The organism is Flavobacterium sp. GQ95, from assembly GCF_059758655.1.
In genome coordinates this window covers 143,713-165,330 of sequence record NZ_JCAXEB010000011.1, presented here as the reverse complement: position 1 = coordinate 165,330, position 21,618 = coordinate 143,713, and the positions used below count along the sequence as shown (strand labels likewise).

Annotated in this window: 24 protein-coding genes; 19 read left to right on the top strand and 5 right to left on the bottom strand. The window is 32.5% G+C overall.

All coding sequences use genetic code 11. The features are described 5' to 3' along the window. The first annotated feature begins 144 nt into the window (after positions 1–144). The 11 genes from AC6CH4_RS20200 to AC6CH4_RS20150 all read left to right on the top strand — a co-directional run bounded on the left by AC6CH4_RS20200 (position 145) and on the right by AC6CH4_RS20150 (position 10,284). The gene (locus AC6CH4_RS20200; RefSeq protein ID WP_498106143.1) at positions 145–555 is read left to right on the top strand and encodes a hypothetical protein; all 411 of its coding nucleotides are present in this window, start codon (positions 145–147) and stop codon (positions 553–555) included. A gap of 183 nt (positions 556–738) precedes the next feature. Further along, positions 739–1,362, top strand: a complete 624-nt coding sequence (locus AC6CH4_RS20195) for a hypothetical protein (protein WP_498106142.1) — start codon at positions 739–741, stop codon at positions 1,360–1,362. A 161-nt stretch (positions 1,363–1,523) separates the two neighbouring features. After that, the gene (locus tag AC6CH4_RS20190) at positions 1,524–2,087 is read left to right on the top strand and encodes a hypothetical protein (protein ID WP_498106141.1); all 564 of its coding nucleotides are present in this window, start codon (positions 1,524–1,526) and stop codon (positions 2,085–2,087) included. A 190-nt stretch (positions 2,088–2,277) separates the two neighbouring features. Then, the gene (locus AC6CH4_RS20185; protein WP_498106140.1) at positions 2,278–2,664 is read left to right on the top strand and encodes a hypothetical protein; all 387 of its coding nucleotides are present in this window, start codon (positions 2,278–2,280) and stop codon (positions 2,662–2,664) included. 174 nt (positions 2,665–2,838) lie between these two features. Further along, positions 2,839–3,378: a hypothetical protein gene (locus AC6CH4_RS20180; protein WP_498106139.1), complete on the top strand. Its 540-nt coding sequence runs from the start codon at positions 2,839–2,841 to the stop codon at positions 3,376–3,378. A gap of 187 nt (positions 3,379–3,565) precedes the next feature. Then, positions 3,566–4,018 carry a DUF6896 domain-containing protein gene (locus AC6CH4_RS20175; protein WP_498106138.1) on the top strand — a complete coding sequence of 151 codons (453 nt, stop codon included), beginning with the start codon at positions 3,566–3,568 and terminating at the stop codon, positions 4,016–4,018. Positions 4,019–4,193: 175 nt separating this feature from the next. Beyond that, complete coding sequence (locus AC6CH4_RS20170) at positions 4,194–4,622, top strand: hypothetical protein (RefSeq protein WP_498106136.1); 429 nt, start codon at positions 4,194–4,196, stop codon at positions 4,620–4,622. A gap of 303 nt (positions 4,623–4,925) precedes the next feature. After that, positions 4,926–5,978: a redoxin domain-containing protein gene (locus AC6CH4_RS20165; protein WP_498106135.1), complete on the top strand. Its 1,053-nt coding sequence runs from the start codon at positions 4,926–4,928 to the stop codon at positions 5,976–5,978. A 429-nt stretch (positions 5,979–6,407) separates the two neighbouring features. Then, positions 6,408–9,104 (top strand): ATP-dependent DNA helicase, encoded by a 2,697-nt coding sequence (locus tag AC6CH4_RS20160; RefSeq protein WP_498106134.1) that lies wholly within the window; start codon positions 6,408–6,410, stop codon positions 9,102–9,104. Positions 9,105–9,121: 17 nt separating this feature from the next. Then, complete coding sequence (locus tag AC6CH4_RS20155; RefSeq protein WP_498106133.1) at positions 9,122–9,625, top strand: hypothetical protein; 504 nt, start codon at positions 9,122–9,124, stop codon at positions 9,623–9,625. Positions 9,626–9,687: 62 nt separating this feature from the next. After that, a complete protein-coding gene (locus tag AC6CH4_RS20150; RefSeq protein ID WP_498106132.1) occupies positions 9,688–10,284 on the top strand; it encodes a hypothetical protein in 597 nt (198 codons plus the stop codon). Positions 10,285–10,442: 158 nt separating this feature from the next. Here AC6CH4_RS20150 and AC6CH4_RS20145 read toward each other — a convergent pair whose 3' ends face one another. Continuing rightward, positions 10,443–10,850, bottom strand: coding sequence for a helix-turn-helix domain-containing protein (locus AC6CH4_RS20145; protein WP_498106130.1), 408 nt, complete (start codon positions 10,848–10,850; stop codon positions 10,443–10,445). Positions 10,851–11,033: 183 nt separating this feature from the next. On the opposite strand from AC6CH4_RS20145, the gene AC6CH4_RS20140 reads away from it, so the two are divergent. From AC6CH4_RS20140 to AC6CH4_RS20125, 4 genes are all read left to right on the top strand, one after another. Further along, positions 11,034–11,570, top strand: a complete 537-nt coding sequence (locus tag AC6CH4_RS20140) for a hypothetical protein (protein ID WP_498106129.1) — start codon at positions 11,034–11,036, stop codon at positions 11,568–11,570. A gap of 174 nt (positions 11,571–11,744) precedes the next feature. Next, entirely contained in the window at positions 11,745–12,215 is a 471-nt protein-coding gene (locus tag AC6CH4_RS20135; RefSeq protein ID WP_498106128.1) for an RNA polymerase sigma factor, read from the top strand. A gap of 2 nt (positions 12,216–12,217) precedes the next feature. Further along, positions 12,218–12,763: a hypothetical protein gene (locus AC6CH4_RS20130; protein ID WP_498106127.1), complete on the top strand. Its 546-nt coding sequence runs from the start codon at positions 12,218–12,220 to the stop codon at positions 12,761–12,763. 316 nt (positions 12,764–13,079) lie between these two features. Continuing rightward, positions 13,080–13,679: a murein L,D-transpeptidase catalytic domain-containing protein gene (locus AC6CH4_RS20125; RefSeq protein WP_498106126.1), complete on the top strand. Its 600-nt coding sequence runs from the start codon at positions 13,080–13,082 to the stop codon at positions 13,677–13,679. A 184-nt stretch (positions 13,680–13,863) separates the two neighbouring features. Here AC6CH4_RS20125 and AC6CH4_RS20120 read toward each other — a convergent pair whose 3' ends face one another. Next, positions 13,864–14,052 carry a hypothetical protein gene (locus AC6CH4_RS20120; protein WP_498106124.1) on the bottom strand — a complete coding sequence of 63 codons (189 nt, stop codon included), beginning with the start codon at positions 14,050–14,052 and terminating at the stop codon, positions 13,864–13,866. A 418-nt stretch (positions 14,053–14,470) separates the two neighbouring features. Here AC6CH4_RS20120 and AC6CH4_RS20115 point away from each other — a divergent pair, with 418 nt between their 5' ends. Continuing rightward, positions 14,471–16,333, top strand: coding sequence for a transthyretin-like family protein (locus AC6CH4_RS20115; protein WP_498106122.1), 1,863 nt, complete (start codon positions 14,471–14,473; stop codon positions 16,331–16,333). 671 nt (positions 16,334–17,004) lie between these two features. On the opposite strand, the gene AC6CH4_RS20110 is transcribed toward AC6CH4_RS20115, so the two are convergent. The 3 genes from AC6CH4_RS20110 to AC6CH4_RS20100 form a co-directional block, all read right to left on the bottom strand. Continuing rightward, positions 17,005–17,553 carry an ester cyclase gene (locus tag AC6CH4_RS20110; RefSeq protein ID WP_498106120.1) on the bottom strand — a complete coding sequence of 183 codons (549 nt, stop codon included), beginning with the start codon at positions 17,551–17,553 and terminating at the stop codon, positions 17,005–17,007. 100 nt (positions 17,554–17,653) lie between these two features. Next, positions 17,654–18,292 (bottom strand): Crp/Fnr family transcriptional regulator, encoded by a 639-nt coding sequence (locus tag AC6CH4_RS20105; protein ID WP_498106118.1) that lies wholly within the window; start codon positions 18,290–18,292, stop codon positions 17,654–17,656. Between the two features lie 391 nt (positions 18,293–18,683). Next, positions 18,684–19,256, bottom strand: coding sequence for a Crp/Fnr family transcriptional regulator (locus AC6CH4_RS20100; protein WP_498106116.1), 573 nt, complete (start codon positions 19,254–19,256; stop codon positions 18,684–18,686). Positions 19,257–19,543: 287 nt separating this feature from the next. Here AC6CH4_RS20100 and AC6CH4_RS20095 point away from each other — a divergent pair, with 287 nt between their 5' ends. From AC6CH4_RS20095 to AC6CH4_RS20085, 3 genes are all read left to right on the top strand, one after another. Further along, complete coding sequence (locus AC6CH4_RS20095) at positions 19,544–20,047, top strand: SRPBCC domain-containing protein (protein WP_498106114.1); 504 nt, start codon at positions 19,544–19,546, stop codon at positions 20,045–20,047. A gap of 90 nt (positions 20,048–20,137) precedes the next feature. Further along, on the top strand, positions 20,138–20,932 hold the full coding sequence (locus AC6CH4_RS20090; protein ID WP_498106112.1) for an SDR family NAD(P)-dependent oxidoreductase: 795 nt from the start codon (positions 20,138–20,140) through the stop codon (positions 20,930–20,932). 33 nt (positions 20,933–20,965) lie between these two features. Continuing rightward, entirely contained in the window at positions 20,966–21,556 is a 591-nt protein-coding gene (locus tag AC6CH4_RS20085; protein WP_498106110.1) for an NADPH-dependent F420 reductase, read from the top strand. The last annotated feature ends 62 nt before the right edge of the window (positions 21,557–21,618 follow it).

The following is a 21,618-nucleotide window of genomic DNA, read 5'->3' as shown; positions in this document are numbered from 1 at the left end:
GTGAATAGAGAACACTTCGTGGAGCGGGGAATGAAATTTATCACACATATCTACCAAAACTAGGATGGATTTGTGTGGTTTTGTCACACATATAAATAAGTTATAGGCAATTCAATGAAAAATTCAAATAATTTAATTTAGAATATGAAATCAAGTTATAATTTTTTTCTCTTTTTATTATTGTTTATCACAGTTGGATGTCATTACCATAAAGTAAATATGACAATCCAAAATGAAACGGATAAAAAAATTGGTTATTCTACTTTTGCTCAAAACAATGAAAATAAATTTTATGAAATATCATCGGGCGGTGAAATTGAACCTCATAGTTATCATTCACCTTTTGCTAGAGGAAGTTCAGACGGGCTAAAAACAGATATAAATAGTTATCCAGATAAATCAATTTATATTGCGTTTTTTGATTCGGAAGAACGGCAATTTATATTTAAAAATACAGACTCTATGTTGAAAACAGGAAAACTAAAATTAATCAAGTTTTCTAAAAAAGAACTAGACAGTTTGGATTGGAAGATAACATACAGAGAAAAACAATAAGAACTGCCTATAACAGCTACTGCAACGGATTTGGGCAATTGGCTTAATGGAAAGTTGGTTTTGTATTTGTGAGAATTTGGCAAATCCGAAGAATGGTCTTAATTTAGTCCCAAACCCGCTGTAGTACCAGAACGTTATGCGTCATTTTAGCTGACGAAACAAAAATAAAAAACAGAAACTTAAATGGTAATTGAAAAAGAATTAATTTCTAAGCTTAAAAAAATTGACGGAAATGGGTTCTTCAAGAAAAATCCATTTCAAATATTTGGTTCCAAAGAACATAAGTACGAACTAAATAATTGTTTATCAGAGGGTAAAATCTTAGACTTTGAAAAAACAAATCAAATTGAACTACCATTCGAATACAGAAATTTTATAAAAAATATTGGAAATGGCGGAGTTGGTCCTGCGTACGGAGTTTTTAAGTTAGAAGATTGGAATTTTGAACTTGATATTGAAAACAAGAATTTTCTAAATGAAAATTTTCCATATACGGATAAGTGGAATTTAATATATGGCGGAAATGAAGATGATGAAGATTATACTGAAAGTGAAGAATTTAAAAATTGGGAATTAGAGCGTTTTAATGAAAAACATATTTATGGCAGTATTAGAATTTGTCATTATGGATGCGCAATCTATTATTTTTTGGTAGTTTCAGGATTAGAAAAAGGAAATGTATGGATTGATGCAAGAGCAAATGATGAAGGTATATATCCACTGATAACTGAAACTAAATCGAGATATAATTTTGCAGAATGGTATAATGAATGGATAAATGAAAGCTTGAAAAAACTGAATAAATAAAAAAACGACGCATAACACACGCTACAAGCAATTTGGGTATTAGGCTTAATGAAAAAAATGGTTTGTATTTGCACGATTTGGCGAATCCGAAGATAAGGCTTAATTTAATCAAACTGCTTGTAGCGCGAGAACGTTATAAGTAACCGTTAGAAACGAAAACAATGACATTAACACAAGAACATTTGGACTTTGAAAAATTCAGCCGACAACTAATTGGGCTGACAATTATTAAAGTCGAATATTCTGAAATTAATTACGAGCCGATAAATCCTAGACCTAACTATTCGACAAAATACAAAAATCTTGACTCAATTGACTTCTCAATTTTCCTTCATACCGACAGTGAAAAATTGGTTGAGATTTATTGGGATAACAAATTTTTTCAATTTGGTATTGGCATTAAAATAAACGAGCAATCTGATTTTTCTGGAAATATAAAATGGAATGTTTCGTCGAACGACCTTTGGGAGAAATTTATTGGAACAAAAATTACAGACATAAATATTACTTGGGAAACAGTTACAACAACAGAACAAAAGACACAGAAGATTAAGAATTTTATATATCCGCAAGACATAAAAATTACTTTTTCAAATGACAAGAATTTGTTTGTAAGTGTAGCTGGTTTTTTAGACAAAAACGGCGAAGAAGTTTATGGAATGCTTGACAACTTAACCGTGACTGACAGCGAAGAATTAGCAAAACAAGTAAAAATGATAAATTGAGTATATATACGGCCAAAACGGCTACCTATAACAGCCACTACAACGGATTTGGGCATTTGGCTTAATGGAAAGTTGGTTTTGTATTTGGGATGATTTGGCAAATCCGAAGAATGGGCTTAATTTAGTCCCAAACCCGCTGTAGTACAAAAACGTTATAGACAATTATACAATACAGAATAAAAAAAAACTAATGAAAAAAAATGTAACATTGATACTCGTTTTATTGGCGAATGGAGTATTTGCACAGAATGCCCAAGATTTAAGCCCTATTCAGAAAGAAATATATACAATAGAAAATATTCAAGTTAGACCAGAGTTTCCACAAGGTCAAAAAAAGTTTGATGAATATGTAAATGCTAATTTCAAAAATCCAAAATATAAAAAAGGATCTGAAATTATTGCAAATTTTATAGTCGAAATGGATGGTAGTATAAGTAATGTTGAGATTATTAAGGATGATAAATTTGATTCAGGAAATGAACTTAAAAGGGTTTTAGAAAGGTCTCCAAAATGGCTGGAAGGACAACATGAAGGATATCATGTTAGAACTAAAGTAAAATATTTATTTAAGCTATAAAATAAATAACTGCATGCAACAGGCGTTTGGCAAGATTGCGAATTTTGTGGTAAATTCACGTTTACGTTTCGCAAGAAATTTTATCTTAACCGAAAGAACTTGGTTACGAAGTTCGCAACCTCGCCAAGCGCCAGAACGTTGTATGCTATTTTGAAACTAATCTATCTTAAAGACATGAAGTCAACAATCAAAATAATTTGTATCGTTCTCTCTCTAAATTCTTGCGTAAAAAAGGAAAAAATTACTGAGTTAAATCCTAATTTATTAAAAATAGATACTTCAAGAATTTCAATAATAAAATATGAACCTACTAATAACAATTGTAAGCTAATATTTGAAGATGCTAAACCTGCAACTTTAAATGATGAAGAATTAAATAAAATAGAAGACGTAATAAATAAAATAATAGAGAAACAAAATCCTTTACAAATTCAAAGTTTTAAAGAAGTATCAAAAAATCACCCAAAAGAAAATTATAAACAAGAAGATTTTATTTTAAAAAAGAAAGACTATATAAGGCGTTATTTAGTAGTGACAAATTCCAAGGGACAAAAAGAAATATTTGTAGCATTAGTTTGTGACTTTATTGCTAAAGATTTCGATTTTAGGTATACTCTAAAACAAGGGCATGGGGGCGGATCTTGTTTATTTTCTTTTAAATTAAACTTTAGCACAAATAAGTATTATGATGTGCAATTTAATACAGAAGCTTAATAATAAAAACAGCATACAACAGCTACTATAACGGATTTGGGCAATTGGCTTAATGGAAAATTGGTCTTGTATTTGGAATATTTGCCAAATCCGAAAATAGGGCTTAATTTAGTCCCAAACCCGCTGTAGTACCAGAACGTTATGTGGCATTTTACACGAACAAAGAGAATCCAACAACTTTACTAAAATGATAAAAAATTGGTTAAAAAACTTTTTCAAAACAAATAAAGTTGATTCTAACATCATAAAGCAAGCCATTTTTGATTATCGAATTCAAGGAAAAAGATTGATGTTTGAACTTGGAAAAAAATTCGAGCTTGATATAAATAATTTGGAAGACTATGAAAAATTAATATCAAGAAGTAATGAAAATATTCCAAGAAAAGGAAAACTGTCTGAACGTTGGAATTATTATTTTCACGGTGGCGAGTGTGGTTTTTATAACAAAAAACACAAACAACAAGTTGAAGTTGTTTTAAGTAATCCGCCAGAATTTGGTCATATTGATGCTTGGTTTCTTTTGTCTTTTATGCAATCAACTGAGAGATATAAAAATGAAATAAAAAATATAAACTGGCAAGAGTTACGCACGATGATTGGCGAACTATATAAAAGTGGGCAAATTAAAGATATTGAATAAAAAAACGCCACATAACAGCTACTACAACGAATTTGGGCAATAGTCTTAATGGAAAAATGGTTTTGTATTTGGGATGATTTGGCAAATCCGAAGAATGTGCTTAATTTTAGTCCCAAACTCGCTGTAGCGCCAGAACGTTAGCAGAAAGCCGTATCAGAATATCTAAAGAACCACTATGAAAAACATAATCATTTTACTTATTAGTATTCTTGTGATAAGTTGTAAATCAAACCCAATTCTAACTGGAGAATATCAGGCTACTTTGCCGGACAGTACTAATTATACTTTTAATCTGAGTAAAAAACAGTTTACTCATAAATGGAAAAATGGAAAAATTTCCAAAGGAAGATTTAGGACTTTAATTTTTAGCTCTGAAAAAAGCCAATTAGTTTGTAACGAAATGATCTTGAAAAAAACTGATGGATTTATTACAGAAACAAATGCTTCCGATGATTCGATTGTGAAGGGAGTTTACGATGGTTATCAACGTTTAGGGCAAACAGTCTTTGAGATTACTTCAAATGGAAAAACTTTGCTGTACAGAAAAACATATTCAAATCAATTACAGAAAACAGAAAGTGAAGGAGTTTTAATAAAACATTAAACAGCCATCCGCTAACAGCCGTTTGGCGAGATTGGGGTTTTAGGTTTAATGGAAAGTTAGTTTTGTATTTGGAAAATTTGTGTTTAATCGAAAAATCTCGCATCTTTATCCTGATTGCTCGGATATGCGCAACGATAGCGCGGAAATTCTTTCCGTGCCCGTTCCTATATTAATAAAAACTGGATTTTTTTTAAATCTGTTAGGATATACTTTGTCGGCACGGATTGCAAATCCGCGCGATCGGGTTTTATAAACGTTTTTATACAAATCTCAATAATTATTTTAATTACAAGAAGATTACCCATGAAAAAGCAAACCTATATTATTATCCTATTTTTTTTTATTAATCTAATTCAAGCACAAAAGAATACTCCAGATTATTTTACATTAAAGGGCGTTTTAAAAAATAATTACAAAGGGTATTTATACGTTTCTTATGCAGATAAAAAAGATAGTTGTTTACTAGAAAATAATAAATTTTCTTTCAAAGGGCATATACCAGGTAACATGACAAATGTATTTTTCTGGTTGAAAGGAAAAACTTGTATAATGAAAAAAGAATTTTTTCTCGAAAATAAAAACGTTAAAATCAACTTAGCTTTTTATGAAGAAATCCAAAACAAGGATACGACAGTTTTTTTTCATACAACTTCAATTGTGGGTACAAAAACAGCTCTAATACAGGACGACTATGAAAGATTTGCTGCTAGTAATTTATATGCTAAAGATCGACATCAAAAGTTATACAGAAAGCTAAACACAATAGCAGTTAAAAACCCAAAAAATTATTATGTGGGTAATTTAATTGAGGAAATGTGTTGGGATAGCACCTTGGATAGAAATCAGTTAAGAAAAATATATAGTAAATTAGATAAAAAAAATCAACGAAGAGGCAATATTTATATTATAGAAAAAAAACTTTATCCTAAAAACGACATAAATGTAAACGATATGGTTTATGATTTTGAATTGCCGGATGAAAACAATACCGTATTTAAAACAGTATCTTTAAAAGGGAAATGGTATCTTATAGATTTTTGGGCAACCTATTGTAGTATCTGTATCGCTACATTTCCTAAATTACAAAAGATTCATGATTTGTATAAAGACAGGAATTTTGAGATTTTAGCAGTTTCCGTTGATAAAGATTTGCAAAAATGGCAAAATTTCTTGAAAATGCATGATCTAAAATGGAAAAATTTGATTGAAAAAAGAGGTATTGACAATAGCGAAGCTGTAAAAAAATACATTTCTTTTACCCCATCAAATTTTTTAATTAACCCCGAAGGTAAAATAGTTGCAAGCAATATTAGTCCCGAAGATTTAGAAAAATTCCTCAAAAAAAATTTAAAATAATCCTAAACAATGACCGAGAATTACAATTACCTTTTCCAGTATTTGGAAAAGGAAGGCATCTTTATTGATAAAAATGAATTTTTGTTTCAAATACAACCCGATCGCTAGGATATGCGAAACGATAGCGCGGAAATTCTTTTCGTGACCGTTCCTAATATTAATTAAAACTGGATTTTCTTTTTTTAAATCTGTTAAGATATACTTTGCGGGCATGGATTACTAATCCGCACGATCGGAGTTTGTTATATTCTTTAAAAATTAAAAAGGGGTATTTATACTCTATCGACTTATTTATTAAAGAATTATTTTGCAAGCTTAATAATATCCCTTATGGAAAACCGTAAAAAAGAAAAGAAGAGTTTTTTAAGTTTGTCTTATAACAAATTGAACTTAACTGAAAAAAAAATCCAAACAGATCAAAAAACGTAAATGAATAAGCTATTAATACATATACAAAATATAGATAAGACAATATGTAGTAACATAGAAAAATTTAATTCTGCTGAACGAGGATTATTATCTCAAAATATTTTATCCCAACTACGAAATTTTGTAGAACATATAGCTTTAAAAGTATTAGAAGATGCAAAAAATGCAGAATTAGTTAATACTTATGAGAATATACAAGCTTCTATTGAATATATTAAAGCAAGAGGAGACTTAAAGTTTTTATCACGTCTTCATAAATTATTGCAAATATCTTCTTCGCATTATACTTTAAATGAAGAAAATTCAGAAAGGTTAATGCTCAAATATTATGAATATCTTTTACAAATTAGAATATTTTTAAAGCAAACTTACAATACAGATACTCTTCATAACATTTGTGATTTTCCAATTCAAACAGATTCCAATTTAAAGGAATACTATGAAAAAATTTCTGTAATGATTAATCAATCTGCTAAAAGCAGAGTAGAGTCTCCCTATAAAGACAGATTTTATATTCAAAAGATTAAGCCATTTTTTGTAAATGAAGAAATTTATTATGAATTAACTTTTGGAAGAGCTAACGATTATACCAGTAAGTTTGATAGAATTATAGCATTTACAAAAATGAATATTTCAGATAATTATGCTGTCAAATTATCAATAAGTAAAGGTCATATTGAGATTTTAGGTAAAAAAATGCCAATTCAAATTATTGATGATTGGGAGGTATCAATAAGACCATGTGAAATAAATAATTTTGCAAAGATAGTAGGAGTAACTGTCAACAATAGTGGAAGAGATTCATACGAATTAATGAAACATCTGACATCAACGGGTCATGATTTAATTGAAATTATAGACTTAAATGATTGGTATTATAATAATATAAAAAATGAAATAACAAAAAAAGCCCAATCTTCGCAGATATTTAAATTATTAGATGCTTGCCGTACAGGTAGTATAAATAAGGATAATGGAAATAACATAGTAAGATATTTATTACTCAGACTCAATAATAAAATTATTAAAAAGCAATTTGAAAATTCTCCTTGTGCACAATTATCTAATCTAAATTTAAAGTATGGTTGTATTCCATTTGATCAAATGCCTTATAATTCTGCTTTAATTAATCATAATCCAAAATTAAATGATTTATTTGCATCAATAGAATCACAAAATAGACAGCATGAGCTTTTAGCAAGGCATATTAAAAACAACACTGAAAACAAAGGTCAATTATACTTGTCAATTAATGAAATAGAAAACTTTGAAAATATAGAAGAACTAATTAAAAACTGGAATGATAATTTATATTGGAAACATAAGCATCGAAAAATTGAAGTATATAAAAATAATTTATATATAGCTGATTATGAGGCTACTACTATTGAAATTTTGAAAAAATTAATAGAATTTTCTAAAAGTGGAATTAAAAATTATACACATTCTATTAATTCATGGCTTCAATCTTCTTCGTACACAATTGATTGCGAAGAAAAAGAAATAGCCATTAAAGCAATGTTTGAAAATTCAAAGATTGCTTTAATTTATGGTTCTGCGGGTACAGGAAAATCAACAATGATCAACCATATTTCAAATTATTTTGATTCAGACAGAAAACTTTATTTAGCAAATACTAATCCTGCTGTTGATAACTTAAAACGAAAGATAAATGTCGCAAATTGTGCATTTCAAACTATAGCTAAGTTTAATTGGAGTCGGCAAACAGATTACGACTTACTAATAATTGACGAGTGTAGTACAGTAAGTAATTCAGACATGTTAAAGGTCCTCAATAGAGCTAGTTTCAGATTACTTATTTTAGTAGGTGATGTTTTTCAAATTGAATCAATTTTATTTGGTAACTGGTTTAGTTTAATAAAATGCTTTGTTCCACAGTCTTCAATATTTGAATTGCAAAAACCATATAGAACCAATAACGAGGATTTACTTAGACTGTGGGAAAGAGTAAGGAACATTGATGAAAATATTCTTGAAACATTAACGAAAAATAATTATTCTGCGACTTTAGATAATTCAATATTTGAAAATACGCAGGAAGATGAAATAATTCTATGTTTAAATTACGATGGACTTTATGGTATAAACAACATTAATTCATTTCTACAAAATGATAATAGTAATAAAGCTTTCAATTGGGGTACTCATACTTATAAAGTTAATGATCCTGTAATTTTTAATGACTCAGGAAGATTTTCTCCTTTAATATATAATAATCTTAAAGGTAAGATAGTTTGTATTGAACCACTTGAAAATGAAATACAATTTGATGTTGAAATTGATCTTGTGATTAATGAATTTGATGCTGAATATTACGATTTTGAACTTTTAGATAATGCCGAAAATGGAAATTCAATAATTCGTTTTATAGTTGATAGTTATAAAAGTACTGACAATGATGATGATGACTCTAGTAATGTAGTTCCGTTTCAAGTTGCTTATGCAGTTTCAATCCATAAGGCTCAAGGTTTAGAATATAATTCAGTAAAAATCGTAATTACCGACGAAATTGAGGAGCTAATTTCTCATAATATATTTTATACAGCAATAACAAGAGCAAGGAAAAAATTAAAAATATATTGGTCACCAGAAACTGAAAAGAAAATTCTTGAAAGTTTTGAAACCAAATTTAACAAAAAAGATTACTCACTTTTAAAATCAAAACATAATTTGTAATATATACCAGAGAAATAATGAAAATAATTAATAACTATTATGAGATTAAGAAGAAAGATTATAATTGGGCTCCCATTAAACTTATTGATATTCAAGATAATTCAAGTACAATTCAAATTCTAAAAAATAATCTAGAAATAGAAGTTATAAATGGAAGTTTTAGAGAAATTTCAATTTCGAAAATTCATTTAGAAAGAATAGGATTTGAAAATGAAAGCTTGAATGATATATTTGTCGTACCAATTTATATGATTTTAGGCGAAGATTTAATGAATTTAACATCTGCATATTTTGGATATATTGTTTTCCATAAGGATGAAATATTAGAAGTTCAGAAAAAATATAATTCTGCGTTATCAGAAGTTTATGAAATTCATAGGATAAATCCAGAAATCATTTTCGACAGAGACAATATAATCAAAGAGAAATTAAACAGTATATTGTATATAAATCAACTTTTTGAAAGGCTTCAAGAATATAATATAAATATTGAAAATAAAGTTGAAATATTGATTGGATAAATAAAGCTACTAACAGCAGAGCTTGATTTACTAATTTATAAACTATTACATCAGAAGAACATATGTCAAAAAAATTAAGATATTTAGATCCAATTAAAATTGCACCAGACATTGTAGGATGGTTAGATGAAGAATACCACCCTATTGTTAAAGATGAAAGATTAAAAACTGATTTAGATGCAAATGATGTATTTGATAAAATATTAATCTATGAACGTCAAGTAAAAGATTGGTTCTTAAATCGTGCTGAAAATTTAATATCTCAGGAAAATAATGGATTTATAGTTCTTATGATCTGTATGTCATACTTAGAAGGTGTTGAACAGTATAGAAAGGGCGAAAGTAGTGATGGTCAAAGCAAAGTATTTTTTACATCGGCACTTCACAGAATTTATCCGGATCAATTTTCAGATATTAATTTGAAAAGTCTATATTCTGAAGCTAGATGTGGGCTATTTCATAGTGGAATGGTTAAGGGAAAAATTATTATAAATTACAATTATCAAGAAAGTATAAGATTTCAAGGTACAATGGATATTAAAATTAATCCAAAAAAATTGCTAGAAGATATTAAAGTGGATTTCGAAAATTTCCTATTAGAACTCAACGAAAATGATGAAAGTAGAAATAGATTTAATAGAATGTATTCTAACGTTTAGAAACAACTCTCAACAGTCGTTTTGAGTTAGTGTGTCGTGCTCTCCGAGGAGTTATATAAAGTTGCAAATGTCTTCTGACTTCGAACTCATAATAATTCCAAAACAAAAAAAGAGACTTCAAAAGTCTCTTTATAGAATTAATATATCTTTATAAATGATTATTTATTAATCAATTTTTCAAGCCTCACCATCATCTCATCTTTCTCTTTCAACATACGCTCGTACAAAGCGATTTTTTCTTCATGAAGTTGAATCAATTTTTCGATCGGATTAACATTAAATGTTGCACTATGACCTGTATTTAAGAAAGATCCATTATCAAAAGTATTCGAAATAATATTCACCGCTTGTTCCTCATCAAAATTCTGAAAAGCTTCAACAGGAATTTTTAACACAGCTGAAATTTGTTTCAGCAGGTTGTCTTCAATTACATCTTTCTGCTCCAGCATAGAAATTTTCTTTTGGTTCCAGTCTTCGCCCAGATCATAAGCTAATGCTTCCTGCTTTATGTTAAGCATTTCTCTGAAACGTTTTACGTTTCTTCCCTGATGTATTTTCTGTTCCATAATGAATATCAATTTTTCTAAAGGCTCAAAGATAAAGCCATTCGGGTTAAAAATCCTGAATTTCAAAGATAAAAAAATATCCCGTAAAGCATTCTTTTTGTCAGAATATTATATCCGCATTTAGGAATAGATTATCCTTTTGAAAGAATGGAAATTCGCTGGACAATTTTAAATCTCCGCACTATGAAAAAGAATAAAATATCCTTCAAGGCAGAAAATCCATTTAAGGCAATTGCTACCTTTTTTGACTATGCCCATCTTGATTTTTATAAACAGCATTTAAGTGAAGCGGTAATTTACAGCTATAAAACAAGAGTTTATGAACAAGACAACCCCAGCAATGTTTTTGTATTTTATACTGCTGTCTGCTCTTTGCTCAAAGCCTGTTATTGCCTGCAAAAGAAAAGCAAAAAATGGAAAATGAAGGAGTCTTTGCGCTCTGAAACAGTATTTCATTTTACTTCCCTGACGGAGGAAGAATACGATAATCCTTTTACGGTATTTCAAAAAGCATTTGATGAAAAAACGCCTGAACAATTTGAATTATTTCTATCTGAAATCGTCTGTCTATCCTTGTCTCCGCAAGCGGGAGAGCCTGACGCTGACCATGTGATATGCTATATTTATTTAATCAAAATGCTCGATGCAGTAGAACTGATCAGAGAAAGGGGAGTTGAGAAAATCAGGAAAACGGATCAGATTGATGCTGTAACGGGATAAAATATCCTTCGTTATGAAAGGGCATTTAATTTTGTGACCTCTAACCTCAATAAAGGATATTATTGTTTGTTTTAAAATAGTAATTTAGAAAAAAAATACGGCAACTGTAAGTTTTTCAAGTTTTTATCAACCAATGCATAAAATAGAAATTATGAAAAAAGTAAACAATCAATTATGAAAGATCAATTTACAGATGTAATATTTCCACATCAGGCATTGATTCATAAGATTTGCCGAATGTATAGGGACACACCCGAAGATCAGGAAGATCTTTTTCAGGAGATAATCTATCAACTTTGGAAATCTTATCCCAAATTTCAGGGAAAGTCTAAAATATCAACATGGATGTATCGTATAGGATTAAACACTGCCATGGCATCATTTAGAAAAAACAAAGTCAAATTATTGTATTCTGATACTGTTCCGGATAAAAGTACCGTCCCGGAAACCGCAGAACACTGGCGAGAGGAACTCCTGTTTTCGGCGATTCGCCAACTGAGTGATGATGAAAGAGCACTTATCGGGCTTTATCTGGACGATTTCAGCTATGTAGAAATTGCAGAAATCATTGGGATTTCAGAAAACCACATAGGAGTTCGCTTGAATAGAATTAAGAAAAAATTAAAAGTAATTTTAAATACATAATTATGGAATTAGAAAACTTAAAATCAGAGTATCAAAATGCAGGAAAAGCAGCATTGAGTAAAACAGACATTCAAAAAATAATTTCGGAAAACAATAATCCGGTATTAAAAGGCATAAAAATACAATTGCTAATAGAAACGATTCTTTGGGCTATTTTCCTGGCGGTATATTATAATATTTTTGACGGACACTTAAAATCCTCTCTTTGGAACTTCCTGCTTGTCGTTTCTGTTATTTTTATACTGGTACATAATGTATTGGGATTTCAAATCATAGGCAATCCCATAAATGGAGAAACTATTCTGGAATCATTAAAAAATTACTTAATCAAAATTAAAAACTATGCTGTTATTTCTATTGCTACACGAGTATTTGCAATTGTAATGCTTTTGGGCTATTTTATCTCCACTATATCATTAACCAATGAAAAATTGGTCTCCTTAAGTTTTATTTCTCTTGTTATTCCTGTTCAAATTTACTTATTGCACCGGGTTTGGGCTAAAAGAAAAAGGAGAATAAATAAGATGTTTGAAAGTCTGAAAGAATAAACTAACAGGCGATTAGATCAAATAATTATCTTAACCCATCCTGATAAGACTTCAGGAGATAACTTATCAAAACCCTCGATGCAGTAGAACTGATAAGAATAAGAGAAAGGATAATTGAGAAAATCAGGAAACCTTAAAAAAACTTTTTAGCTTAATAATGATATTTACCAGTAAATCAGTTATTTATAAAATATTTAACAGGGTCAACATGGGAATTATATAAAATATCTGCCTATTTTTGCAACATCAGAAAATGAAAGTTTAAGTTTTACAGTTTCCCAAATCTCAATTTACTTAACCCAATTTTGTACTGCGTATGAAAATATTTTTTATGGTATTGTTTGTTTCTCTGAGTTCCTTTACCACTTACAATGCAACTGATAAAAAAGAAGCATTATCGGAGCTCGAGTTTTTAAGGCTTGCTGATCACGTTAGCGAGATCAAATCGGTATTAGGCAATAATGGCCGCTATAATACTAAGATTGCCTTTTTGGTAGACATGAAAATTAAATCGGGCAAGAACCGTTTTTTTGTCTACGATCTTCAAAATAACAAGATATTGGATCAGGGTCTTGTAGCCCATGGAAGCGGATCGGAGACCGGAATAAGAGGAGAATTGAAATTCAGCAATACTCCCAATTCAAATTGCACTTCCCTTGGCAGGTACTCGGTCGAGAAATCCTATAGTGGTATTTTCGGAAAAGCCTACAGGCTTAACGGACTGGATGATTCTAATAATAATGCCTTTAAAAGAGCTGTAGTCCTGCATCAGTATTCGGCTGTACCCTACGAGGAGCAGGATTATTATATCACGAATAGCCACGGCTGCCCAATGGTAAACGAAATGTTTTTTAAAAGGCTGGAGAAAATTATCGACAGTTCTAATTCAAAAATTATGCTTTATGTTTATTATTAATTATAAAAGCAAGTGGATGAAGTGCTAATAAAGTATAGTTCTCAGAATTTGCAATCTATCGACAGAAGTTTGAAAGCTGTCATCAAAAACAAGACAATAAAAAAGCCTATTTTATAATAAAATAGGCTTTTTTATTTTTTATATGTAGTGAAAGGAAGTACTTAATTTCACGAAGTTTAAATTATTAATTCATAACCACTTCAGAATCCTCAGTTTTTATAATAGGCAGTAAATCTTCAGTAGGTTCATCCCAATGTCCCCAGTCTCCTTTATATGGAGTACGGTAGGCCACATCGCACTTATTTTCACCGTAAGCCATAACCTGATACGGACATTTTTGAATTTTCTGAGTTTGAATATTTAAGTTTTCCATGGCAGCTTTTATTTTTCGTAAAGATAGTATCAACTTAAAGCTATTTGTTATACTTAAAGGGTTAGTAGTTACGTAATTCCCATTAGTATATTATAAATAGCAATAACCTCGACGAAACAAATGTCAAACTTTTTTTTGGAAGGTTTGGAACGTTTACTGAATATTCCTAAACTAAAATTATGAAAGAGCGGGTTCTAATTTTTCTTTCCATTTTTCCCAATTGGGAGATCATGTATTTTGTAAATCATAGAATTCCCTGTTATGATTGTGATGTCTAAAAAGGGGAAATTTACCCTTTGGAATTGGGTGTATATCCTGCTGTTTTTCAGTTGAATAGGTGATAAATTTGTCTCATAATTTTAATATTAAACCGTATGCCGAAAAGGGAATAGAGTAGGTAAACAACAAGTTAATTATTATGAAAAATTTTATTAAAGGAAGACTTTTAGGACGTTTATGTGAAGACTGTGAAGAAAATGTCAGTCAGGTTAAAGTACGTTTGTACCTGCCTGAAAGAAGAACAAATGTTGAAGGTGCGCTAGCTGCTTCCGAAAAAGAAACATTTAAATTATTAACTCCACAGGAAGTTAAGGAGAAAGAAGGCAGATTAGTAGGTGAGGGAATAACTGAGGATTCAGGTGAATTCCTGATTGAATTAAAAAGAGATTATGCTGATTCAGCCTTAGAATTTGATTTTGAATGTGGTACAGTGCCTAAAGTACCCCTGCCACCGAAAAAAAATCCAATAAGACAATTCCACGTTACTACATTTTATCCGAAATGGGATGCTGAAGGGCAGGCTACAGCAGATACCAGAATCGGACAATATTCTTATACGATTCCGAACAGATGGTGGTGTGAAATTAAAGGACGGTATTTTGATGTGTGGACTATCTGCGGAAAATTAACAGACTGCAAAACCGGTAAGCCATTAGTTGGAATTAACGTGATTGCCATGGATGCCGATTTTATTACGGATGATGAGCTTGGTACAGGATTAACCGATAGTAATGGGCATTTTAACATTTATTACGATTCTCTCAAATTCAAAAAAACGTTTCTTTCACCAGCTTTCAATATTGAGACAGATATTACATTTCCTTTTGCCAGCGGTCCGGATGTGTATTTTCAACTCGAATATAACGGGCAGAGATTTGCCCTGGAAACCGCGGCTAATAGAAGAAACAATGTGGGATATTGCTTATGCGTGAAATTATGTTCTGATAAACTTATACCTGTTGATCCTCCGATTCCGCCTTCTTTTACCCATTTTGGACTGATACAGCATATTCCTATCCAGGCAGGAATCACAGATGGTAAAGCCAGTGGATCTTCATTCTTTTCATCCGTTAATATGGTGGGTTCTATCAGCAAAAAAATTAATGGAAACTCGATGCAGTATCTATTTGAATATCAGGAGGTAGCCACTCCTGCAACAGCGCTTAATCCGGTAGGTTGGCATCCGGTTGTACCTAATATGATTGCTAAAACAAATATTGGATACTTGTGGACTCCTTCAGGAGATCCGGCAAATCCGTTTGATCAGGAGCCATACTATATTAATGGTACAGGAACAGAAAAAACAGTTACTTTTAAGGGTAATTGGATTGAAGTACCTCAGGAATCCAATTTTGCACCGCATACAGATGCTCAAATATTATGTTTGAACACCGAAACACTTACCGGTGTAACAAATATTGATATGGCAATGCCAACGTCAGGTATTGGGAATTCAACAGTTTCTGCTGCACGTCCTCATACTCTGAATCGTTATTTTGCGATTCGCATGAGACAAAGAGAAGGCAATAACAGTGCGACAGAACTTGTAGCAGGTACTTCTAAAGCCATTAGTATATACAATGTTATTTATAACAATGTAAACAAACACGGAAGTTGGGCTCCAGCCACTGTCAATGGCCAGCGTATAGCATTATCTCTTGATATACAGGAAATAATATCAGGCATGAGCGGATGTAGTAAAATAACAACGGCGTTGCATATAAAATATGGCGCTCGAAATGAAAATCTGGGTACCGTTGGTCTTTCTATTATAGGTCCTCACAAACCAGGTCAAAGTTTTGATTTTAATCCTATTGCTCTTATGGCAGCTCCGGAAACTTTTGGGACAACTGAATTGGTGTTTACTCCTCCAACACAGACTGTCAATGATTTATTGCCTTGTGCTTATACAATCAAAGCAACAGCAACAGCAAAGCTTACAAATGGTGAAAGCGGAGTAGGAACTTATGAAGATTTAGTTTCGTTCTGTAAAGTTGATTAGTTAAAGATGCCTTAACGGAATTATTACCAAAAAAGTCCCAATTCGGAAATTTCCAGATTGGGACTTTTTATATGTATCCTATTTATTTTGACTGCACCCTAAATTCTAAAAGGACAGGGTCGGCGTTTTTGAAGGTTGATGGCTGTTCTGTAATTGTAGCAATATGCTTCTTATTAAGCTTCATGGTGACGTCAGCATCAATGGTGAAGAGCAGGACAGATAAAAAAGGATTGTTTGAGCTAACATCCAATGTAGTCAATTGATTATTCGAGCATTCGATGGAAGTTAAGGATTAACACGGTGTGAATCCAGTAAGATTAACTTGATAGAAATATAAACCGCTTATTTTTTTGAAGTAAAAGTTGGTTAAATAGCACGAAGATCAAAAAAAAGTTAAAACGAAAGCTTTGACTTTTTTTTAAGAAGTGACAGCAACTGGACAAATTTCTATAAATTTTATGGAAGATTTGAAGAGATTGGTGTACTACATTTAGTGCCTGTCTTTGATTGGTTTAAAGAATTTGGTTTGGACGTCCTGTTGGGTATTGATGGAAAAATGCATTAAGTTTTATATCTGAGTTTGCCACAAAATGTAATCTGATAATTTAAGTTATTTACTAAGAGCAAAAGAGACAGCATTAACTTTTTGTGACAAAAGTAGCAGCTCCAATTCACAAACCTTGCACAATCTGTATAAAATCGTTTCTGCTCCAGTGGTCTGTTATCTTTCCATCTTTAAGAATATCTATTTCTATCACATTCATTTCTACTTTTTTCCCCGTGGCGGTTTTCCCCATAAACTCACCGGTGTGTGTTGCAGTTATCGTTTTTCTCAAGGATACTTTATCGGCTTCTGCCAGCACTTCGTCAATTCGAACTGAAATATTAGAAAAACCTTTATGAAAGACTGTTATAAATCGAATCATCGCACTTGCATCTTTTGGCGCATTGGGTAAGGCCGTATGATTGGTAAATGAATCTGATAAAAGTTCTTTTGTGATTTCTGTGTTTCCAGATTCGAAAAATTCTTTATTAAACTTAATTATTACTTGTTTGTTTTGTTCTAGTGTCATTTTCTCTATTGTTCTTTTTTTTGTTACTTGTCCTTGTACTGTTTGAAAGCCGGTAGTTAAGATTATTAATATTACGGCTAAAAATTGTTTATGCTTCAACCCCCTGGCGGCATATCGCCAGTTGAAGTTCTGTGATGATTTTTTCATAATCTTTGTTTTATAATTGTAATACAAAGATGAAACAAGCCAGAACATCAGGCCAATAAGAAAGTTTAAGAAATAAGATTAAGATAGTTTAAGAGTACAGTTATTTAACAGCAATGCTTTTTCGAATATTGCTTAGAAACTCAGGCGTAATTCCCAGGAAGGAGGCTATTTGAGTATTAGGAAGTCTATTGGAAAGATCTGGATATTGTTCTAAAAAGGAAAGATAACGCTCCTCTGCTGTCATGCTAATATTTTGCAATATCCTATTTTGAAGTTCGATAAAATTATTTTCAACAATTACCCTAAAAATCCTGTTGAATTTGGGATATTTTTCAAACAGAAAAACCAAATCTCTTAGCTCTATTTGAATAATTACAGAAGGCTCGACTGCTTCAATAAACAACTGGCTTGGTTTACCTGCATTAAGGTTTTTAAAATCGGCTGGCTTTACAGAATGGAAGCTGGCCATATCAGTAATCCAGGCATTTTCTGCTCCAAATTGTACATTGTGCTCTTTTCCGGCCTTGTCAACGTTGTACATTTTAAAACACCCGCTAACAATAAAATTATAATGTTTGCAACGGTCTCCTTCTTGTAAAATAAATTGCCGGCGCTTAATCTTTCTTTCATTTGCATTTTTTGTTACAGCATCTGTTTCTTCCATGTTTAAAGGAAGGTAGCTGTTAAAATGCGATATGAGTTTTTGAATAGACATAGGATACAAAGATATGTTATTCATATAAATTATATTGCACTAGAGTTTTCACATCCCTCAAAAAATCGAGGACCAGCCACCTTATTTATTGAGTTTGCCATTTAAAAAAAGGATTAATGGATAGCTGCAGATTAGAACCTAAACTTCCTATGCTCTTTATTTTGTTGAATTTCTAGTTTTCAAAAAGAAGATGTGTCACGATGTTGCCACAAATTTAAAATGTCAATTTTTGTTTTATTTTAAAAGTAGTAACGAGCTTTAAATAATTGATATAATTCATTTTCTTTTAATCAAAAATCAGTAATTGTTTTTGATTAAAAGAAAATAATAAACGCCTTAACTTTTTGTGGCAAAAATGGTACCGTACCCCTTCCAAATTTATTATGTCGTAAAACAGCCACTCTAATTAAAAACCTTAGTATACTGCTTTCCTGATGCGGCTCAGAGTTTCACGGGATAACCCAAGGTAGGAAGCGATCATGTGGAGCGGTACGCGGTTGAAGATATCTGGATATGTTTTTATAAAATTGGAATATTTTTCCTCAGCGGTATCACTTATATTGCTCATAATACGGTTTTGGCTTACGTCAAAACTCTTTGCTTTTAGATTGTAAATAAAATCTTTAAAATGGGGAATGCTGTCTAGTAAATTATTGAAATCTACTTTTTCAATCATCAGCAGTTCACTCTCTTCCAGTGCATCGATATTATTTTTGGAAGGTGTGCTATTATTATAACTTTCCGGATCGCTTACCCACCAGTTTTCCACTGCAAATCTTAAAATATGCTCATTGCCATCTTTACTGGTACGATAATTTCGTAGGCAGCCTTTGACAACAAAGCAATTGTAGTGACAAACGTCGCCCTCCTGTAACAGGTATTGCCTTTTACGAAGTTTCTTACTCACAGTTACTACACGTACTTGAGTCAATTCATCCTCGTTAAGACCCGCTTTTTCTTTTAAATAAGATGAAAATAATTCAAACATAGCCTTCGCTTTTGAACAAAGCTATAAAAAATTAAGGATAATTAAACAGATTGGAAATATGTATTTAAGGTAGCCAAAACACCTGAATTCATAAAATAGGTATATAATGGCCTGTTTAATGGATATTAGACGCTATCATTAAATTCGTATTGATAATTATAAGTCCGTTTACTTGATGAACACAGCTGACAATTACTGTGACATTTATCACATTTAAATTCTGTCAAATGTCCTCGTTATTTATAACAAGTTGCCGGAACTTTGGTGGCAAATAAAGAAGAAACACTATGTATAATAAAACAAATTGGCCGGCGGATCAAAAGCCAGAGATATCTGCGATCTACGCACTGAATGATATCGATATCAAAGCGCCTGCAGATGTGGTTTGGAAACTTTTAGTTGACGCCGAAAACTGGATGAGCTATTTCCCTCCTGAAAATCAGGTTAAAATTTTAAGCCACGGGAACGAACTGGCTGCAGGTACTGTATGGAGCCGTGTAACTGTCGGCTACCTGATGCACCTGACTGTGACAGAGTTTGAGCCCAATCGAAGGCTGTCTTGGAAAACTACAGTAGACGGTGACCAGACCGGTTCCACTGCTTACCACGGCTGGGTAATCACGCCAACTGATGAAGGTGTTCATGTTCTGACCGAAGAAACACAACAGGGTGAGTGGTTCCTTAATATATTAGGACACAAACATCCGGGAGCCCTTTACGCTTACCACCAGGATTGGGTAGAACGACTTAAAATTGCTGCCGAGGCGATTAGCAGGCAAATAAATCATTAAAAGAAGGACTTGCCAGAGGCAGCAATCGACCTCATCTTGAAGCCCTCATTATAAAAAAAACAATTATTTAACACAAACAAAATACAAATCATGGATCTACAATTGAAAGAAAAAATTGCCCTTGTTACCGGCTCAACTACCGGAATAGGTTTTGCTATAGCAAGTTCACTGGCAGCTGAAGGGGCTAAAGTTATCGTTAATGGGCGTACTCCGGAACGGGTGAATACAGCTGTTGAAAAAATTAAAATAGAAACCGGTAACCAGAATATCTATGGTGCAGTGGCGGATCTCGAACAGGCTGACCAGGTGAATGCCCTTATCCAGCAATATCCTGATGTAAATATTCTGGTTAATAACGTTGGAGTTGCCCAGCCGAAAGCATTCAAAGGTATTACTGACGAAGAGTGGATGGATATCTATCAGGTAAATGTTATGAGTGGTGTACGTCTTTCGCGTGCTTACATCGAGCAAATGCTGAAGGCCAATTGGGGGCGGATCATTTTTATCTCCAGCGAATCTGGTGTACAGGTCCCTGCGGAGATGATCCAGTACGGTGTTTCCAAGACTGCCCAGATCGGTTTGTCACGTGGGCTTGCCGAAATGACCGTCGGTACGGCCGTTACCGTAAATACTGTTTTACCCGGACCAACATCGACGCAGGCTATCACCAATTTTATGAAAGCAACCGCTGAACAGCAAGGTATCAGCGATACTGAAATGGAAAAAGTGTTTTTTACTACAATGCGGGGAACCTCATTATTGAAGCGTTTTATCAAACCGGAAGAGATCGCCAATCTGGTGACATACATTGCCAGCCCGCTTTCAGCGGCCACCAACGGCGCTGCGCTTCGGGCCGATGGCGGGGTAATCAAATCTGCATTTTAAATAATTACTAATAAGCATTTATAAATAAACATCATGAAAACAATTGGAATTATTGGCGCAGGCCATATCGGGCAAGCAATTGCCATGCAATTGCTAAAAATCAATGTTCCTGTTTTGATCAGCAATAGCAGGGAACCTGAAACTCTCAAAGCTCTCATTGTGAAATTAAGCAAAGGTGTGAAAGCAGTGAGTACTATTGAAGCTGCTGGTGCAGATATTGTCGTACTGGCGCTTCCTTGGTGTGAAGTAAAGTCTCTCACCGGCCTGATCAACTGGAGTGGCAAAATCGTGATCGATATCACCAATGAGTTTATTGAGGGTGGTAAAATCGCTGAGTTGGGCAATAAAACCTCAACCGGGATCGTACTGGAACAATTACCTGGCGCGCGTATCGTGAAAGCGTTCAATACACTTTTTGCTGCAAGAATCGCAGCAGATCCGGTGATTGGTGGAGGTCGTCGTGTCGCTTTTGTCGCCAGCGACGATCAGCATGCTAAAGCAGAGGTAGTTGAACTGATCAAATCCATCGGTTTTGCTCCGATTGACTTGGGTACACTTGCTCTTGGAGGAAAGCTTACCGAAGTCAAAGGCGTCTTTTCAGGAATGGACTTCGTCAACCTCTAAATCCAAGCATACTGGGGGGCACAATTGTGTCCCCTTTTTTTAAGTTCCTTATTTTGTGTCAT

What these genes read in the sequence shown, in the direction of transcription:
- AC6CH4_RS20115 (WP_498106122.1), top strand. Translation starts at nt 14,471, where the DNA reads ATGAAAAATTTTATTAAAGGAAGACTTTTAGGACGTTTATGTGAAGAC.
- AC6CH4_RS20185 (WP_498106140.1), top strand. Translation starts at nt 2,278, where the DNA reads ATGAAAAAAAATGTAACATTGATACTCGTTTTATTGGCGAATGGAGTA.
- AC6CH4_RS20180 (WP_498106139.1), top strand. Translation starts at nt 2,839, where the DNA reads ATGAAGTCAACAATCAAAATAATTTGTATCGTTCTCTCTCTAAATTCT.
- AC6CH4_RS20100 (WP_498106116.1), bottom strand. Translation starts at nt 19,256, where the DNA reads ATGTTTGAATTATTTTCATCTTATTTAAAAGAAAAAGCGGGTCTTAAC.
- AC6CH4_RS20165 (WP_498106135.1), top strand. Translation starts at nt 4,926, where the DNA reads ATGAAAAAGCAAACCTATATTATTATCCTATTTTTTTTTATTAATCTA.
- AC6CH4_RS20155 (WP_498106133.1), top strand. Translation starts at nt 9,122, where the DNA reads ATGAAAATAATTAATAACTATTATGAGATTAAGAAGAAAGATTATAAT.
- AC6CH4_RS20175 (WP_498106138.1), top strand. Translation starts at nt 3,566, where the DNA reads ATGATAAAAAATTGGTTAAAAAACTTTTTCAAAACAAATAAAGTTGAT.
- AC6CH4_RS20110 (WP_498106120.1), bottom strand. Translation starts at nt 17,553, where the DNA reads ATGAAAAAATCATCACAGAACTTCAACTGGCGATATGCCGCCAGGGGG.
- AC6CH4_RS20160 (WP_498106134.1), top strand. Translation starts at nt 6,408, where the DNA reads ATGAATAAGCTATTAATACATATACAAAATATAGATAAGACAATATGT.
- AC6CH4_RS20135 (WP_498106128.1), top strand. Translation starts at nt 11,745, where the DNA reads ATGAAAGATCAATTTACAGATGTAATATTTCCACATCAGGCATTGATT.
- AC6CH4_RS20120 (WP_498106124.1), bottom strand. Translation starts at nt 14,052, where the DNA reads ATGGAAAACTTAAATATTCAAACTCAGAAAATTCAAAAATGTCCGTAT.
- AC6CH4_RS20125 (WP_498106126.1), top strand. Translation starts at nt 13,080, where the DNA reads ATGAAAATATTTTTTATGGTATTGTTTGTTTCTCTGAGTTCCTTTACC.
- AC6CH4_RS20140 (WP_498106129.1), top strand. Translation starts at nt 11,034, where the DNA reads ATGAAAAAGAATAAAATATCCTTCAAGGCAGAAAATCCATTTAAGGCA.
- AC6CH4_RS20200 (WP_498106143.1), top strand. Translation starts at nt 145, where the DNA reads ATGAAATCAAGTTATAATTTTTTTCTCTTTTTATTATTGTTTATCACA.
- AC6CH4_RS20090 (WP_498106112.1), top strand. Translation starts at nt 20,138, where the DNA reads ATGGATCTACAATTGAAAGAAAAAATTGCCCTTGTTACCGGCTCAACT.
- AC6CH4_RS20145 (WP_498106130.1), bottom strand. Translation starts at nt 10,850, where the DNA reads ATGGAACAGAAAATACATCAGGGAAGAAACGTAAAACGTTTCAGAGAA.
- AC6CH4_RS20130 (WP_498106127.1), top strand. Translation starts at nt 12,218, where the DNA reads ATGGAATTAGAAAACTTAAAATCAGAGTATCAAAATGCAGGAAAAGCA.
- AC6CH4_RS20105 (WP_498106118.1), bottom strand. Translation starts at nt 18,292, where the DNA reads ATGAATAACATATCTTTGTATCCTATGTCTATTCAAAAACTCATATCG.
- AC6CH4_RS20190 (WP_498106141.1), top strand. Translation starts at nt 1,524, where the DNA reads ATGACATTAACACAAGAACATTTGGACTTTGAAAAATTCAGCCGACAA.
- AC6CH4_RS20095 (WP_498106114.1), top strand. Translation starts at nt 19,544, where the DNA reads ATGTATAATAAAACAAATTGGCCGGCGGATCAAAAGCCAGAGATATCT.
- AC6CH4_RS20170 (WP_498106136.1), top strand. Translation starts at nt 4,194, where the DNA reads ATGAAAAACATAATCATTTTACTTATTAGTATTCTTGTGATAAGTTGT.
- AC6CH4_RS20150 (WP_498106132.1), top strand. Translation starts at nt 9,688, where the DNA reads ATGTCAAAAAAATTAAGATATTTAGATCCAATTAAAATTGCACCAGAC.
- AC6CH4_RS20085 (WP_498106110.1), top strand. Translation starts at nt 20,966, where the DNA reads ATGAAAACAATTGGAATTATTGGCGCAGGCCATATCGGGCAAGCAATT.
- AC6CH4_RS20195 (WP_498106142.1), top strand. Translation starts at nt 739, where the DNA reads ATGGTAATTGAAAAAGAATTAATTTCTAAGCTTAAAAAAATTGACGGA.